Genomic DNA, 14910 nt, shown 5'->3' with positions numbered 1-14910 from the left:
TGGCACGACGACAGCGGCGGCTGGCTGCCGCCCGTGGCGCCGGACGCGCCTCCGGCCGCCCCCGGCGCCGGTGTCGACCGCCGGCTGGTGTGGTCCGTCGTGATCGGGGCGGCCGTGGCCGGGGTCGCCGTCAGCCTGGTGCTGACGCTGGTGGGCGGTGACGGGGGCAGCGGCGACGAGGGCGGGGCGCCCGCGCCGACCGCCTCGGCCCCGCTCTCCCCGTCGTCCCCGGGGTCGGCCGCCCGGCCCCCGCAGGGCTCGCCCGCTGTCCCGTCGCCGTCCCCGGCCGGGAGCGGGCCGCCCGCCGGGTTCACCCTGCGCGACGACCAGGAGGGGTTCAGGATCGCCGTCCCCGAGGAGTGGACGCGCTCGTCGGTGCCCTCGCAGTACGGCATGGCCGTGGTCAGCTACCGCAGCCCCGACCGCACCCAGCGGCTGCAGATCTTCCAGGTCGCTGAGGAGTCGCCCGCGGCCTCGTTCCAGTTGTTCCTGTCGGACGACACGCCCCGGCCCGCCGGTTTCCGCGAGGTCTCCCTGCGAACGGTCGACGACGGCGGGGTCACCGGCTCCCGGCTCGAATACCTGGCCTCCCGGATCAGGGACGAACCGGACGTGGGCACCTGGCGGGTCCTGGACGAGCGGTTCACCGCGCCCGACGGCAGGGTCTACGCGATCGCCTCCTACGGACCCGACGCCGACGGCCGCGCCGATGAACTCCGTTACCTCACCGCCGCGTTGGAGTGGTTCTGCCCGCCGGGCACCGGCTGCGCGAGCGTGACGGCGGCGGACTGACCGGCCGCCGCGACCCGCCCGCCCCTGCTGCCGCCACCCGACTCCCGCTCCCCATGTCCTCGCCGCCCGCTGACCATCGCCGACCGTTTTTGCCCATGCCTGTCCGCAATTTCAGTGACGCCGCACACTTTCCGGCGTGAATTGCGCATGCAACGGGAGGGCGGGGGCAGGCGGAGACGGTCCCGAGGGGTGACGCCGGTGTGACTCAGGGGCACGGAACAGGAACGGAAGGCAGCACCCACCATGGCCGACAGAGCGGAAACCCACGCGTTGGACGCCCAGGCGACCATCCATGTGGCGGGGGAGTGGCGCGACGCCCTCTCCGGAGCCACGCGCGAGATCCTCGACCCGGCGGACGGACTGCCCTTCGCCGTCGTCGCCGAGGGCGACGCGAAGGACACCGACCAGGCGGTCGAGGCCGCCCGGCACGCCTTCGACCACGGAGAGTGGCCGCGCACCCCCGCCGTCGAGCGCGCCGCCCTGCTCCACCGCGTCGCCGACCTGCTGGTGCGCGACCGGGAGCGGCTCGGCAGGCTGGAGAGCCGGGACGCGGGCAAGACCGTCGAGGAGGGCCGCGTCGACATCGACTGCGTCGCCGACGCCTTCCGCTACTTCGCCCGGCTGATCGCCGCCGAGGCCCCCGGCCGGGTCGTCGACGCGGGCACCCCCGACGTGCACAGCGTCGTCGTGCACGAGCCGGTCGGTGTCTGCGCGCTGATCACCCCCTGGAACTACCCGCTCCTGCAATCCAGTTGGAAGATCGCCCCGGCGCTCGCCGCGGGTAACACCTTCGTCGTCAAGCCCAGCGAGATCACCCCGCTGACCACCGTCGCCCTCATCGACCTGCTCGTCGAGGCCGGACTGCCGACCGGTGTCGCCGGTCTGGTCACCGGCGCCGGGCACACCGTCGGCGCCCGGCTCGCCGAACACCCCGACGTCGACCTGGTCTCCTTCACCGGTGGCCTGGTCAGCGGCACCAAGGTCGCGCAGGCCGCCGCGCCCACCGTCAAGAAGGTCGCCCTCGAACTCGGCGGCAAGAACCCCAACGTCGTCTTCGCCGACGCCTGCGCCACCGACGAGGGCTTCGACACCGCCGTCGACCAGGCGCTCAACGCGGCCTTCATCCACTCGGGGCAGGTCTGCTCGGCCGGGGCCCGGCTCATCGTCGAGGAGCCGCTGCGCGAGCGCTTCGTCGCCGAACTCGCCCGCCGCGCCGCCGCGATACGCCTGGGGCGCGGCACCGCCGACGGCGTCGAGTGCGGCCCCCTCGTCTCCGAGCAGCAGCGCGCGAAGGTGGAGGCGTACGTCGAGTCCGCGCTCGCCGAGGGCGCCGTCCTGCGCACCGGCGGCCGCCGCCCCGAACCCGCCCCCGAGCGCCCGGAGGGCGGCTACTTCTACGAGCCGACCGTCCTCGACCAGTGCCACCGCGAGATGCGGGTGGTGCGCGAGGAGGTCTTCGGACCCGTCCTCACCGTCGAGACCTTCCGCACCGAGGACGAGGCCGTCGCCCTCGCCAACGACACCGAGTACGGGCTGGCGGGCGCCGTCTGGACCACCGACGCGGGCCGCGCCCGCCGGGTCGCCGGACGGCTGCGCCACGGCACCGTGTGGATCAACGACTTCCACCCCTACCTGCCGCAGGCGGAGTGGGGCGGCTTCGGCAAGAGCGGTACCGGCCGCGAACTGGGCCCCGCCGGACTCGCCGAGTACCGCGAGACCAAGCACATCTACCAGAACCTGGCCCCCAGGCCGGTCCGCTGGTTCGCCGGCTGACCCCGGCCCTCCCCGCCCGGCCGCCGCCCGCCCCGGGCCGGTCCCGGTTCCCCCGTACCTCCCGCACCTGGAGCGCCTCTCCATGCCCGAGAACAACCTGGTCTACGACTACGTCGTCATCGGCGGCGGCACGGCGGGCTCCGTCATCGCCTCCCGCCTCACCGAGAACCCGGACGTCACGGTCGCCGTCATCGAGGGCGGCCCCAGCGACGTCGGCCGCGAGGACGTCCTCACCCTGCGCCGCTGGATGGGCCTGCTCGGCGGGGAACTCGACTACGACTACCCGACCACCGAGCAGCCGCGCGGCAACTCCCACATCCGGCACAGCCGGGCCCGGGTGCTGGGCGGCTGCTCCTCCCACAACACCCTGATCGCCTTCAAGCCGCTGCCCTCCGACTGGGACGAGTGGGAGGCGGCGGGCGCCAGGGGCTGGGGCTCGGTCTCCATGGAGGCGTACTTCCCGCGGCTGAAGAACAACATCGTCCCGGTCGACGAGAAGGACCGCAACGCCATCGCCCGCGACTTCGTCGACTCCGCGCACGGCGCGCTCGGCGTCCCGCTTGTCGAGGGCTTCAACCGCAAGCCGTTCACCGAGGGTGTCGGCTTCTTCGACCTCGCCTACCACCCCGAGGACAACAAGCGCTCCTCCGCGTCGGTCGCCTACCTCCACCCGGTGATGGACGAGCGCAGCAACCTGACGATCCTGCTGGAGACCTGGGCCTACCGCCTCGAACTCGACGGCACCCGCGCCGAGGGCGTCCACGTGCGCACCGCGGACGGCGAGGAGCGGCTGATCAGGGCCCGCCGGGAGGTCGTCGTGTGCGCGGGCGCCGTCGACTCGCCCCGGCTGCTGCTGCACTCCGGCATCGGCCCCAGGGCCGATCTCGACGCGCTCGGCATCCCGGTCGTCCACGACCTGCCCGGCGTCGGCGAGAACCTGCTCGACCACCCCGAGTCGGTGATCGTCTGGGAGACGCACGGACCCCTGCCGGAGAACTCCGCGATGGACTCCGACGCGGGCCTCTTCGTGCGCCGCGACCCCGAACACCAGGGCCCCGACCTGATGTTCCACTTCTACCAGATCCCGTTCACCGACAACCCCGAGCGCCTCGGCTACCAGCGGCCCGAGTTCGGCGTCTCCATGACCCCGAACATCCCCAAGCCCCGCAGCCGCGGCCGCCTCTACCTCACCAGCGCCGACCCGTCCGTCAAGCCCGCCCTCGACTTCCGGTACTTCACCGACGAGGACGACCACGACGGCCGCACCCTCGTCGACGGCATCCGCATCGCCCGCGAGATAGCCAGGACCGAGCCGCTCGCGAGCTGGCTCAAGCGCGAGGTCTGCCCCGGGCCCGAGATCCTCGGCGACGCCGAACTGAGCGCGTACGCCCGCAAGGCCGCGCACACCGTCTACCACCCGGCGGGCACCTGCCGGATGGGCGCCGCCGACGACCGGCTCGCCGTGGTCGACCCGGAGCTGCGCGTCCGGGGCCTCGAAGGGCTGCGGATCGCCGACGCGTCCGTCTTCCCGACCATGCCCGCCGTCAACCCGATGATCGGGGTGCTGATGGTCGGGGAACGCGCCGTCGACCTGATCGGGGGCGGTGCGTGATGAGCACGTCCACCGAGCCCGCCACCACGACCGCCACCACGGACGCGAGCCCCGTCTTCTCCGTCCAGGGCCTGTGGAAGGTCTTCGGACCCGACGCCGACCAGGTCCCCGCCGACCCCGCCCTCGCCGACCTGGGCCCGGCCGAACTGCGCGCCCGCACCGGCTGCACGGCCGCCGTCCGCGACGTCTCCTTCGACGTGCGCAGGGGCGAGGTCTTCGTCGTCATGGGCCTGTCCGGATCGGGCAAGTCCACCCTGGTGCGCTGCCTGACCCGGCTCATCGAGCCGACCGCGGGCACCATCGCCATCGACGGCGAGGACGTCCGCGCCATGGACACCGCCCGCCTGCGCGAACTGCGCCGCCACCGGGCCGCCATGGTCTTCCAGCACTTCGGCCTGCTCCCGCACCGCACGGTCCTCGACAACGTCGCCTACGGCCTGGAGATCCAGGGCATGGGCAAGGCGGAGCGCCGGGCGCGGGCCAAGGAGATCGTCGCCAAGGTCGGCCTCGACGGCATGGAGCAGCGCCGTCCCAGCCAGCTCTCCGGCGGCCAGCAGCAGCGCGTCGGCCTCGCCCGCGCCCTCGCCGTCGACCCGCAGGTGCTCCTCTTCGACGAGCCCTTCAGCGCCCTCGACCCGCTGATCCGGCGCGACATGCAGGAGGAGGTCGTCCGGCTGCACCGCGAGGAGGGCCGGACGATGGTCTTCATCACCCACGACCTCACCGAGGCCCTCAGGCTCGGCGACCGGATCGCCCTGATGCGCGACGGCCGGGTCGTCCAGCTCGGCACCCCCGAGGAGATCGTCTCCCGCCCCGCCGACGGGTACGTCCGCGAGTTCGTCCGCGACGTGCCGCGCGAGCAGGTCGTCACCGTGCGCACCGCGATGCGCCCCGGCGGCTGCGGCGCCCCCGACCACCCGGACGCCCTCCCGCCCGACGCGGTCGTCGCCGACGCGATCAGGACCGTCTCCCGCACCGGCCGGGCCGCCTGCGTCGTCGAGGACGGCCGCTGCCTCGGCGTCGTCGACCACGCCCGGCTGCTCGACGTGGTCGCCGGGGCGCAGACCGGCGGGGCCGGGAGTCCGGCCGGGGAGGCCGTCTGATGGCGACCCTCACCACCTCCGCGCCCCGCCTCGCCGTCCCCGGCGTGCTCAGGACCCGCGCCGCCCGCAAACTCCTGCTGCTCGCGCTCGCCGCCGCCGTCCTGGTGCCGCTCGCCAACGCCCGCTGGGCCAGCGGGAGCTGGCCCGCGGCGCTGACCGTCGACCTGACCGCGCCGCTCACCCGGGTCAGCGACTGGATCATCGACAACCGCGACAGCCACCCGCTGTTCCTCTACTTCTTCGGCCACGTCAGCAACGCCGTCGTGATCTCCGTGCGCGCCGTCTACCTCGCGCTGCTCGGCCTCGGCTGGGCCGGGGTCGCCGCCCTCGGCGCGCTCGTCGCCTGGCGGGTGGCCGGGGTCAGGCTCGCCGCCGGGTCCGCCGCCGCGTTCCTCGCCTGCGGCCTGCTGGGCATGTGGGTGCCGACCATGCAGACCCTCGCCCTGATGACCGTCGCCGTCCTCGCGTCGGTCGCCACGGGCCTGCTGCTCGGCCTGGCCGGCGGACTCTCCGACCGCCTCGACCGCGCCCTGCGCCCGGTCCTCGACACCATGCAGGTGCTGCCCGCCTTCGCGTACCTGCTGCCCGTCGTGCTGGTCTTCGGCATCGGGGTGCCCGCCGCCGTCCTCGCCACCGTCGTCTACGCGGCCCCGCCGATGGCCCGGCTCACCTCGCTCGGTCTGCGCGGCGCCGACAAGGAGGTCCTGGAGGCCGTCGAGTCGCTCGGCTCGACCCCGGCCCAGCGGCTGCTGACCGCCCGCATCCCGCTGGCCCGCAAGGAACTCCTGCTCGGCCTCAACCAGGCCATCATGATGGCCCTCTCGATGGCCGTCATCGCCTCCGTGATCGGCGGCGGCGGCCTCGGCGACCGCGTCTACCAGGCGCTCGCCTCCGTCGACGTCGGCGCCGCCCTCGCCGCGGGCATCCCGATCGTGCTGCTCGCCGTCGTCCTCGACCGGGTGACCGGCGCGGCCGGTGAGCGCACCGGCGGGGAACCGGCCCGCGACGCCCGCACCGCCTGGGCGTCCGCCCTCGGCGCGGTCGCCGTCGTCGCCGTCGCCGGACGCCTCGCGGGCGTCCTCGACTGGCCCGGCGGCTGGAGCGTGAACATCGCCGCGCCCGTCAACCGCGCCGTCGACTGGATGACCGCGCACCTCTACTCGGGCGTGCCCGTGATCGGCGGCACCGCCGACTGGGCCGGGCACTTCACCACCTGGGTCCTCGACCCGGTGCGCGGCGGCCTGCAATGGCTGCCCTGGTGGTCGCTGCTGCTGGTGGTCGCCGCCCTGGCCTGGGTGATCGGCACCTGGCGCACCGCCCTCACCGCCGTCCTCGCGCTCGCCGCGATCGGCGTGCTGGGCCTGTGGAAGCCGTCCCTCGACACCCTCTCCCAGGTCCTCGCGGCCGTCGCCGTCACCCTCGTGCTGGGCGTGGCGACCGGCGTCGCGGCGGCCCGCAGCGACCGGGTGGAGCGCGCGCTGCGCCCGGTCCTCGACGTCTTCCAGACGATGCCGCAGTTCGTGTACCTGATCCCGGTGGTCGCCCTGTTCGGCGTGGGCCGCGCCCCCGCCGTCGCCGCGGCCGTCGTCTACGCGCTCCCGGCCGTCGTCCGGATCACCGCGCAGGGCCTGCGCCAGGTCGACCCGGCCGCCCTGGAGTCCGCCCGGTCCCTCGGCGCGACCCCCTGGCAGCAACTGCGCCAGGTCCAACTGCCGCTGGCGCGGCGCTCGTTGCTGCTCGCCGTCAACCAGGGCGTGGTCCTGGTCCTCGCCGTCGTCATCATCGGCGGCCTGGTCGGCGGCGGCGCGCTCGGCTACGACGTCGTCTTCGGCCTGGCCCAGGGCGACCTGGCCACCGGGCTGGTCGCGGGCGCCGCGATCGTCTGCCTGGGCCTGATGCTCGACCGGGTGACCCAGCCCACCGGGCGCCGTTCCGAGAAGGGGGCGTGACATGAGGATCCGCGGTCTCGCGGCGTTCGGCGCGCTGCTCCTGCTCACCGGCTGCGGCGCGGCCGACATGACCGAGCAGGCGTCGCCCTTCGCCAACGCGGGCGGCGCCAGGTCGGTGACGCTCTCGGTCCAGTCGTGGGTCGGCGCGCAGGCCAACGTGGCCGTCGCCCAGTACCTGCTGGAGCACGAACTCGGCTACCGGGTCGACACCGTGCAGGTCGACGAGGTGCCCGCCTGGGACGCCCTCAGCCAGGGCCGCGTGGACGCGATCCTGGAGGACTGGGGCCACCCCGAGCAGCAGAAGCGGTACGTCGAGGACAAGAAGACGATCAGCGACGGCGGCGGTCTCGGCGTCACCGGGCACATCGGCTGGTTCGTGCCGACGTACCTGGTGAAGCAGCACCCCGACATCACCGACTGGAAGAACCTCAACAAGTACGCCTCGCTGTTCCGCACCCCGGAGAGCGGCGGCAAGGGCCAGTTGATGGACGGTTCGCCGTCCTACGTCACCAACGACAAGGCGCTGGTGAAGAACCTGAAGCTGGACTACCAGGTGGTGTTCGCCGGTTCCGAGGCCGCGCAGATCACCCAGATGAAACAGTTCGCCAAGGAGCGCAAGCCCTTCCTGACGTACTGGTACGCGCCGCAGTGGCTCTTCGAGCAGGTCCCGATGACCGAGGTGAAGCTGCCCGCGTACGAGGAGGGCTGCGACGCGGACCCGGCCGAGGTCGCCTGCGCCTACCCGCACACCCCGCTGAAGAAGTACCTCAACGCGGACTTCGCGGAGCACGGCGGCAAGGCGGCGGCCTTCCTGAAGAAGTTCGCGTGGACGACCGACGACCAGAACGAGGTCTCCCTGCTGATCGCCGACCGGAAGCTGACGCCGGAGCAGGCGGCGAAGAAGTGGGTGGACGGCCACACCTCCACCTGGAAGGCGTGGCTGTCCTGAACTCCCGTCACTGACAGGGCCGCTGGGTCGCCGGCCTGACGGGTCTCCTCGCGCCACCGCGACGGGGACGGGCACCGCCCGGTTCGGTGCGCCGCCCCGCGCGTCCTCAGTCGCCGAGGGCGAGGCGGACGCCGAACGCGGCGATGACGGTGCCGGTGACGCGGTCGAGCAACCGGCGGGCCGACTCCCGCCGCAACTGGTCCCTGAGCACCCGGGCGAAGCCGATCAGGGCGCAGGACCAGACGACGGCGAGCAGCACGTGCACCCCGGCGAGGAGCACGCCGTAGGCGAGGTGGGAGGCGCCCGCCGGGATGAACTGCGGGAGCACGGCGACGTAGAAGGCGCCCATCTTCGGGTTGAGCAGGTTCGTCACGAACCCCTGGCGCCAGCCCCCGGCGAGGCTCCCGCCCGCGACCGGGGAGTCCGGGGACTCCGGGGAGCCCGTCCCGTCCGAAGCCCCGGCCGCGCGGCGCCGGGTCGCCCAGAGCATCCGGCCGCCCATCCACACCAGGTAGGCGGCACCGGCCCAGCGCAGGATCTCGTACGCGAGGTGCGAGGCGGTCAGCACCGCGCTCACCCCGAGCGAGGCGAACACGCCCCAGGCGAGGGTCCCGCACTGTATTCCGCACACGACGCCCCAGGCCCGCCGCCGGTGCCCGAGCGCGGCGGTACGCAGGATGAGGGCCGTGTCCAGCCCCGGGGTGAGGGTGAGAAGTCCGACGATGAGGGCGAACGCCCCCAATGACTCAAGGGTGATCATGTGCGTTCACCTTAGAGACGGCGTGGGCCGGACGTCCACGATCCTGCCCGGAATCGGGCAGCCCCGGCCGCTTCGGTGGCGTCGCCCCGCCGCCTCGGCTCACCGGTGCCCGGAGGCGGCGTACTCCCGCTCCGGCTCCCGGACCCGTTCCCGTCCGCCGCCGTTCCGGGGTGTGGCCGGGCGGCGCAGGGGCTCGACGCGCAGGCCCGACGCCCGCTCGTGCGGCCAGAGCGCGGACGCGCCGTGCCGGGCCAGCAGCAGGTACGCGCCGATCCAGCCGGTGACCAGCAGGAGCATCAGGAACTGCGGGAGGTGTCCGGCCAGCAGCCAGTAGAGGTTGTGCGGGTCCATCCCCGCCGCCCGGCCGAGCGGCAGGCCCGGGCGCTCCAGCAGGATCAGCGCCGCCGCGACCAGCGTCGCGACCAGCGGCAGCGTCACCACGCCCAGCAGTGCCGCCCGCACCGCGAGCCGCCACAGCGGGGGCGGTCCGCCGCCGTGCGCGGTCACCAGCCGCAGCAGCAGGAGCCGCTTGCCGGGCGTCGCCCCGTACAGGCGGGGCAGCGCGACGAACCAGAGGACCAGGGTCGCGAGCGTCACCGGCGTCAGCAGCTCGGAGCCGCCGTGCCCGTCGTGCATCAGGACCAGCAGCGCGACGGCGGTCACGGCGGCGGACCCCGCCAGGTCGACCACGAGCGCGACGAGGCGCCGTCCGACGGTGACGGGCCGCCGGTGCTGCGGGGTGCCGTCCGGCGCGGGCAGCAGCCGGACGAAGGGGCCTGCCGCCCACCAGCCGAGCAGCGCCCCCGCCGTGTTGATCAGGAGGTCGTCCACGTCGAACAGGCGGTAGGGGCACGGGTAGACGCCCCAGAGCCCGGTGCCCTGGGTGAGTTCGAAGAACAGCGAGGCGCCGAACCCCGCCACCGCCGCGACGGCGGCACCGCGCCGCAGGTGGCAGCGGACGAAGACGCCCAGCGGCAGCAGCAGGACCAGGTTCAGCAGCGCGCCGGTGACCGCCGGGTTGCCGAGCACGAGCGCGTCGAACGCGACCTTGTGGTGCGCCTCCTTCCAGACGTCCCCGACGGTGTTGCCCGGCGTCAACTGCGGCCTGGCGACCGGGGCGAATCTGCGGCACATGTCCGCCGTGCGCTCCGGCAGCGGCACGACGGTCATGCACAGGGCCGTCACCGCGTAGTACAGGAACCCGAGCAGCGACAGCACGCGCCCGCGCGACATCACGCCGTGGCGGCGGTACAGGACCACCGCGGTCGGGAGGAACAACAGCACGGCGAGGAGCGGGAAGAGCGCCGCGGCGGTCTTCGCCGGCAGAAGGTACGGAGCAACCACCCGCCCGACTATACACATGGTGCATACACGGTGTGTATAGCTGAGTGAGGAACACCCATGTCCGGGGCAAATCCCCACGGAATACGCACGATTGGCGACGCCTCGGGGGCGGACACCTCGCCGTCCCTCCGGCGCGCCCCGGGTGGGTCGCCGTCCCTCCGGCGCGGCCTGGACGGGGTCCGGGGTGCCGTCGGTCCGGCGTCCGCCCCGTGTGTCCCGCCCGCCGATCCCTCGTCAGCCCGTGGGATCGGGCTGTCCGGGATTCTCGGGCGGTGCCTCGCCGAAGCGGGCCAGGGCCAGCGCGCCCGCCACCGCCACGCAGAACCCCAGGACCGCCAGCCACACCAGGCCCTCCCGGGTGCGGTCGCCCAGCCAGACCACGCCCACCGCCGCCGGGCCGATCGTCTCGCCGATCACCATGCCCGCCGTCGCCGCCGTCACCGAGCCCCGCTGGAGCGCCGACGTCAGCAGCAGGAACGCCGCGCCCCCGCCCACCAGCAGCGCGTACGTCGCCGGGTTCGTGAACAGCGCGGCGGGCGTCACCGAGTCGATCAGCCGGACCGACACCTCCACCACCCCGAACCCGAACCCCGCGCCGAGGCCGAGCGCCGCGGACCGGCCGGGGCCCGTCCAGCGCCCCGCGCCGAGGCCCAGCAGCAGGATCGCCGCCGCGACCGCGAGCATCGTGTACCCGAGCGCGCCCGGCGCCCGCTCGTCGCCCTCCGCGCCCGACGCCAGGCCCAGCATCGCGAGGCCCGCGCACACCACCCCGACCGCGCCCCACTCCGTGCCGCTCAGCCGCGTCCGCAGCAGCCGCGCCGCGACCACCGCCGTCACCGCCAGGCTGGACGCCAGCGCCGCGCCGACCGCGTAGAGGGGCAGCGACCGCAGCGCGGCGATCTGGAAGACGAACCCGAGGCCGTCCAGGGCGAGTCCGGCCAGGTAGCGCCACTGCCGGACCGCCCGCAGCAGCAGCGCCGTCTGGCCGCCGGGCCCGGCGCCCGCACCGTCCCCGCCCGACGCCGCCCGCGCGGCCACCGCCTGCAACACCGTCGCCGTACCGAAACAGACCGCCGCGCCCAGCGCGCACAACATTCCGAGGAGCACAAAACCGACTCTAGGGGACCCGGGGCCGGGGGAGTTGGGGCCGGGACGGTTGCCGCGCCGGTCCGCGGCAATACGCTGGGTTCGAGCCAGATGCATTCCGGACACGGCACACCACGGGGAGACACGGCATGGCGGACGCACGCAGGCAACTACGGTCGGGCACGGTCGTCCTGGGCGGGATGGGGCTGCTCGCCGCCGCCCTCACCGCCTGCTCCTCGGACCCCGACAAGCGGTGCGTCGACCGCGACAGCTACCGCCTCGGCCAGGGCTACCGGGTCGTCTCCGACAAGAACTGCAAGGCCGGTGGTTCCTCCGGCACGTGGTACTACGGCGGGAAGAAGAAGGGCGGCTGGGTGGAGAGCGGGTCGTTCAGCGCGCCCCGCAAGGGCTCGGGCAGCGGCGGAGCGGGCGGTGTCGACCGGGGCGGCTTCGGCGGCGGCAAGGGCGCGAAGGGCGGCTGAGCGGTGCAGCGCCACACCCTCACCCCGCGCCCCGGCTGGCAGCGCACGGTGGAGGAGCAGGGGCTCGTCTACCCGGTGACCCGTTATCCCGACGGCTCGCTGCGCCCCTACTGGGACGAGAGCGCCTACTACTCCTTCACCCTCGCCGAGGTGGAGACGCTGGAGGAGACCGTCGAGGAGCTGCACGCCCTCTGCCTCGCCGCCGCCGACCACCTCGTCACCGCCGGGCGCCTCGCCGACCTCGGGATCACCGACCCGCGGGTCGCCGACGCGGTCACCGAGTCGTGGCGGCGGCGGGATGAACTGCCGTCCCTGTACGGTCGGTTCGACCTGCGCTACGACGGGTCGGGGCCCGCCAAGCTGCTGGAGTACAACGCCGACACCCCCACCGCGCTCGTCGAGGCCGCGTCCCCGCAGTGGTTCTGGATGGAGGAACGATTCCCCGGCGCCGACCAGTGGAACTCCCTCCACGACCGCCTGGTCGCCGCCTGGCGCCGTCAGGCACCGCTGCTGCCGCCCGGCGCCCCCCTGCACTTCGCGCACTCCTCGGACGACGAGCTGGGCGAGGACCTCATGACGGTCGCCTACCTCAAGGAGACCGCCGAGCAGGCCGGTCTGGAGACCGAGTGGATCTCCATGGAGGAGATCGGCTGGGACCCGCTCTCCGGACGCTTCGTCGACCAGCGGCTGCGCTTCATCCGCGGCTGCTTCAAGCTCTACCCGTGGGAGTGGCTCACCACCGACCGGTTCGCCGGACACGTCCTCGACACCCTCGACAACGGCGGCGGCACCGGCACCACCCTGTGGATCGAGCCCGCCTGGAAGATGCTCCTCAGCAACAAGGCGCTGCTCGCCGTCCTCTGGGAGCTGGCCCCCGGCCACCCCAACCTGCTGCCCGCCCACCTCGACGGACCCCGCGAGCTGGCCGCCACCACCGGGTACGCCGCCAAGCCGCTCCTCGGCCGGGAGGGCGCGGGCGTCACCCTCCACCCGGCGGGCGCCCCGCCCGTGCCGCCCGCGCCCGGCCACTGCTACCAGGCGCTCGCCCCGCTGCCCGACTTCGACGGCAACCGCGCGGTCCTCGGCGCCTGGGTCGTCGACGGCGAGCCCGCGGGACTCGGCATCCGCGAGTCCGCCGGACCCGTCACCGACGAGTACGCCCGCTTCGTCCCCCACCTCATCAGGTGACCCGCCCGCCGCCGTGACCCGGCCCCTGGCCGCACCGGCGGCCCGGGTCCGCCGCCCCGGGCCCCGGTCACCGGCCCGCTCGCATGGTGGACGACGCCCCGCCGCCCGCGGGGCGCCGGGTACGCTGGCCGCGGGCCGTGACTGGCGCGCTGGGATGGGACCGACCATCGGGGAGCGGCCTGTACGTCAGCGAGTGCCGTGCGCCTGGGCCGAACCGTGACACCGTGACCGCTTCAGCCACGCCATCCGGAGGCCGACCAGATGTCCGAGCAGCAGCCCCTCTCTCCCCAGTCCACCGCCTTCCGCGCCGCCCTGGACGTGATCCGCGCCGTCGAGCCGCGGGTCGCCGACGCCATCGGCCAGGAGGTCGCCGACCAGCGCGAGATGCTCAAGCTGATCGCCTCCGAGAACTACGCCTCCCCGGCCACCCTCCTCGCGATGGGCAACTGGCTCAGCGACAAGTACGCCGAGGGCACCATCGGCCGCCGCTTCTACGCGGGCTGCCGCAACGTCGACACCGTCGAGGCGCTCGCCGCCGAGCACGCCCGCGAGCTGTTCGGCGCCCGCCACGCCTACGTCCAGCCGCACTCCGGCATCGACGCCAACCTCGTCGCCTTCTGGGCCGTCCTCGGCGACCGGGTCGAGGCGCCGTTCCTCGCGAAGACCGGCGTCCGCCAGGTCAACGACCTCTCCGACGCCGACTGGGCCGAGCTGCGCCAGGCCTTCGGCAACCAGCGCATGCTCGGCATGTCCCTGGACGCGGGCGGCCACCTCACCCACGGCTTCCGCCCGAACATCTCCGGCAAGATGTTCGACCAGCGCTCCTACGGCACCGACCCGGCCACCGGCCTCATCGACTACGAGGCCCTGCGCGCCTCCGCCCGCGAGTTCAAGCCGCTGATCATCGTGGCCGGGTACTCCGCCTACCCCCGCCTGGTGAACTTCCGGATCATGCGGGAGATCGCCGACGAGGTCGGCGCGACCCTCATGGTCGACATGGCGCACTTCGCCGGTCTCGTCGCGGGCAAGGTCCTCACCGGCGACTTCGACCCGGTCCCGCACGCCCAGATCGTGACGACGACCACCCACAAGTCGCTGCGCGGCCCGCGCGGCGGCATGGTCCTGTGCGACGACTCCCTCAAGGACCAGGTCGACCGCGGCTGCCCGATGGTCCTCGGCGGCCCGCTGGCGCACGTCATGGGCGCCAAGGCGGTCGCGCTCGCCGAGGCCAGGCAGCCCGCCTTCCAGGACTACGCCCAGCGCATCGTCGACAACGCCCGCGCCCTCGCGGACGGCCTGATGCGGCGCGGCGCCACCCTGGTCACCGGCGGCACCGACAACCACCTCAACCTGATCGACGTCACCTCCTCCTACGGCCTCACCGGCCGCCAGGCCGAGGCCGCCCTGCTGGAGTCGGGCATCGTCACCAACCGCAACGCGATCCCCGCCGACCCGAACGGCGCCTGGTACACGTCCGGCATCCGGGTCGGCACCCCGGCCCTCACCACCCGGGGCCTGGGCGCCGCCGAGATGGACGAGGTCGCCGGGCTCATCGACCGGGTCCTCACCGCCACCGAGGCCGGCACCACCGCCAAGGGCGCGCCCTCCAAGGCGCAGCACGTCCTCGACCCGAAGATCGCCGACGAGATCTCGCACCGCGCCACCGACCTCGTCGCGGGCTTCCCGCTCTACCCGGAGATCGACCTCGGCTGACCTCCCGCGGTCCCGTCACCCGTCAGGGGAGCGCCTCTCCTGACGGGGTGCGCGGCGCGGCTGCCCGGCCCCCGGCCCGCCCGCCGCGCGCCGCATCAGCAGACTCCCGCCGACGCCGAGCCCGAGCCCCACGGCCAGCCCGGGTAACGCGGGCCACAA

The 14910-nt window shown here is 74.0% G+C and carries 12 protein-coding genes and 1 riboswitch; of the genes, 9 read left to right on the top strand and 3 right to left on the bottom strand.

Going from position 1 to position 14910, the window contains the following annotated elements; all coding sequences use genetic code 11:
* The 6 genes from GA0115242_RS09850 to GA0115242_RS09825 form a co-directional block, all read left to right on the top strand.
* Positions 1-792 (top strand): hypothetical protein (locus tag GA0115242_RS09850; protein ID WP_237548957.1); only part of this gene is annotated, 792 nt, incomplete at its 5' end.
* A gap of 243 nt (positions 793-1035) precedes the next feature.
* Positions 1036-2565: an aldehyde dehydrogenase family protein gene (locus GA0115242_RS09845; RefSeq protein ID WP_093826682.1), complete on the top strand. Its 1530-nt coding sequence runs from the start codon at positions 1036-1038 to the stop codon at positions 2563-2565.
* An 82-nt stretch (positions 2566-2647) separates the two neighbouring features.
* Positions 2648-4177 (top strand): GMC family oxidoreductase, encoded by a 1530-nt coding sequence (locus GA0115242_RS09840; protein ID WP_093826681.1) that lies wholly within the window; start codon positions 2648-2650, stop codon positions 4175-4177.
* Entirely contained in the window at positions 4177-5280 is a 1104-nt protein-coding gene (locus GA0115242_RS09835) for a quaternary amine ABC transporter ATP-binding protein (RefSeq protein WP_093826680.1), read from the top strand. The genes GA0115242_RS09840 and GA0115242_RS09835 overlap by 1 nt, the downstream gene beginning before the upstream one ends.
* Positions 5280-7229 carry an ABC transporter permease gene (locus GA0115242_RS09830; RefSeq protein WP_093826678.1) on the top strand — a complete coding sequence of 650 codons (1950 nt, stop codon included), beginning with the start codon at positions 5280-5282 and terminating at the stop codon, positions 7227-7229. Before GA0115242_RS09835 ends, GA0115242_RS09830 begins: the two co-directional genes overlap by 1 nt.
* Before the next feature lies 1 nt (position 7230).
* Entirely contained in the window at positions 7231-8178 is a 948-nt protein-coding gene (locus GA0115242_RS09825) for an ABC transporter substrate-binding protein (RefSeq protein ID WP_093826676.1), read from the top strand.
* Positions 8179-8284: 106 nt separating this feature from the next.
* On the opposite strand, the gene GA0115242_RS09820 is transcribed toward GA0115242_RS09825, so the two are convergent.
* The 3 genes from GA0115242_RS09820 to GA0115242_RS09810 form a co-directional block, all read right to left on the bottom strand.
* Positions 8285-8938, bottom strand: a complete 654-nt coding sequence (locus tag GA0115242_RS09820; protein ID WP_093826674.1) for a LysE family translocator — start codon at positions 8936-8938, stop codon at positions 8285-8287.
* A 99-nt stretch (positions 8939-9037) separates the two neighbouring features.
* Positions 9038-10282, bottom strand: coding sequence for a VanZ family protein (locus GA0115242_RS09815; protein ID WP_093826672.1), 1245 nt, complete (start codon positions 10280-10282; stop codon positions 9038-9040).
* Between the two features lie 234 nt (positions 10283-10516).
* Complete coding sequence (locus GA0115242_RS09810) at positions 10517-11377, bottom strand: hypothetical protein (protein WP_093826671.1); 861 nt, start codon at positions 11375-11377, stop codon at positions 10517-10519.
* 140 nt (positions 11378-11517) lie between these two features.
* Between GA0115242_RS09810 and GA0115242_RS09805 the strand changes: the two genes are divergently transcribed.
* The 3 genes from GA0115242_RS09805 (at position 11518) to GA0115242_RS09795 (ending at position 14751) form a co-directional block, all read left to right on the top strand.
* A complete protein-coding gene (locus tag GA0115242_RS09805) occupies positions 11518-11850 on the top strand; it encodes a hypothetical protein (RefSeq protein ID WP_093826670.1) in 333 nt (110 codons plus the stop codon).
* A gap of 3 nt (positions 11851-11853) precedes the next feature.
* Positions 11854-13038, top strand: a complete 1185-nt coding sequence (locus tag GA0115242_RS09800) for a glutathionylspermidine synthase family protein (protein WP_093826668.1) — start codon at positions 11854-11856, stop codon at positions 13036-13038.
* Between the two features lie 127 nt (positions 13039-13165).
* Positions 13166-13255, top strand: a riboswitch (ZMP/ZTP riboswitch).
* A 44-nt stretch (positions 13256-13299) separates the two neighbouring features.
* The gene (locus GA0115242_RS09795; protein WP_093826666.1) at positions 13300-14751 is read left to right on the top strand and encodes a glycine hydroxymethyltransferase; all 1452 of its coding nucleotides are present in this window, start codon (positions 13300-13302) and stop codon (positions 14749-14751) included.
* The last annotated feature ends 159 nt before the right edge of the window (positions 14752-14910 follow it).

Origin of the sequence: Streptomyces sp. SolWspMP-5a-2, assembly GCF_900091845.1 — a bacterium.
Classification (GTDB): Bacteria; Actinomycetota; Actinomycetes; order Streptomycetales; family Streptomycetaceae; genus Streptomyces; species Streptomyces doudnae.
This window is presented reverse-complemented; position numbering and strand designations above follow the sequence as displayed.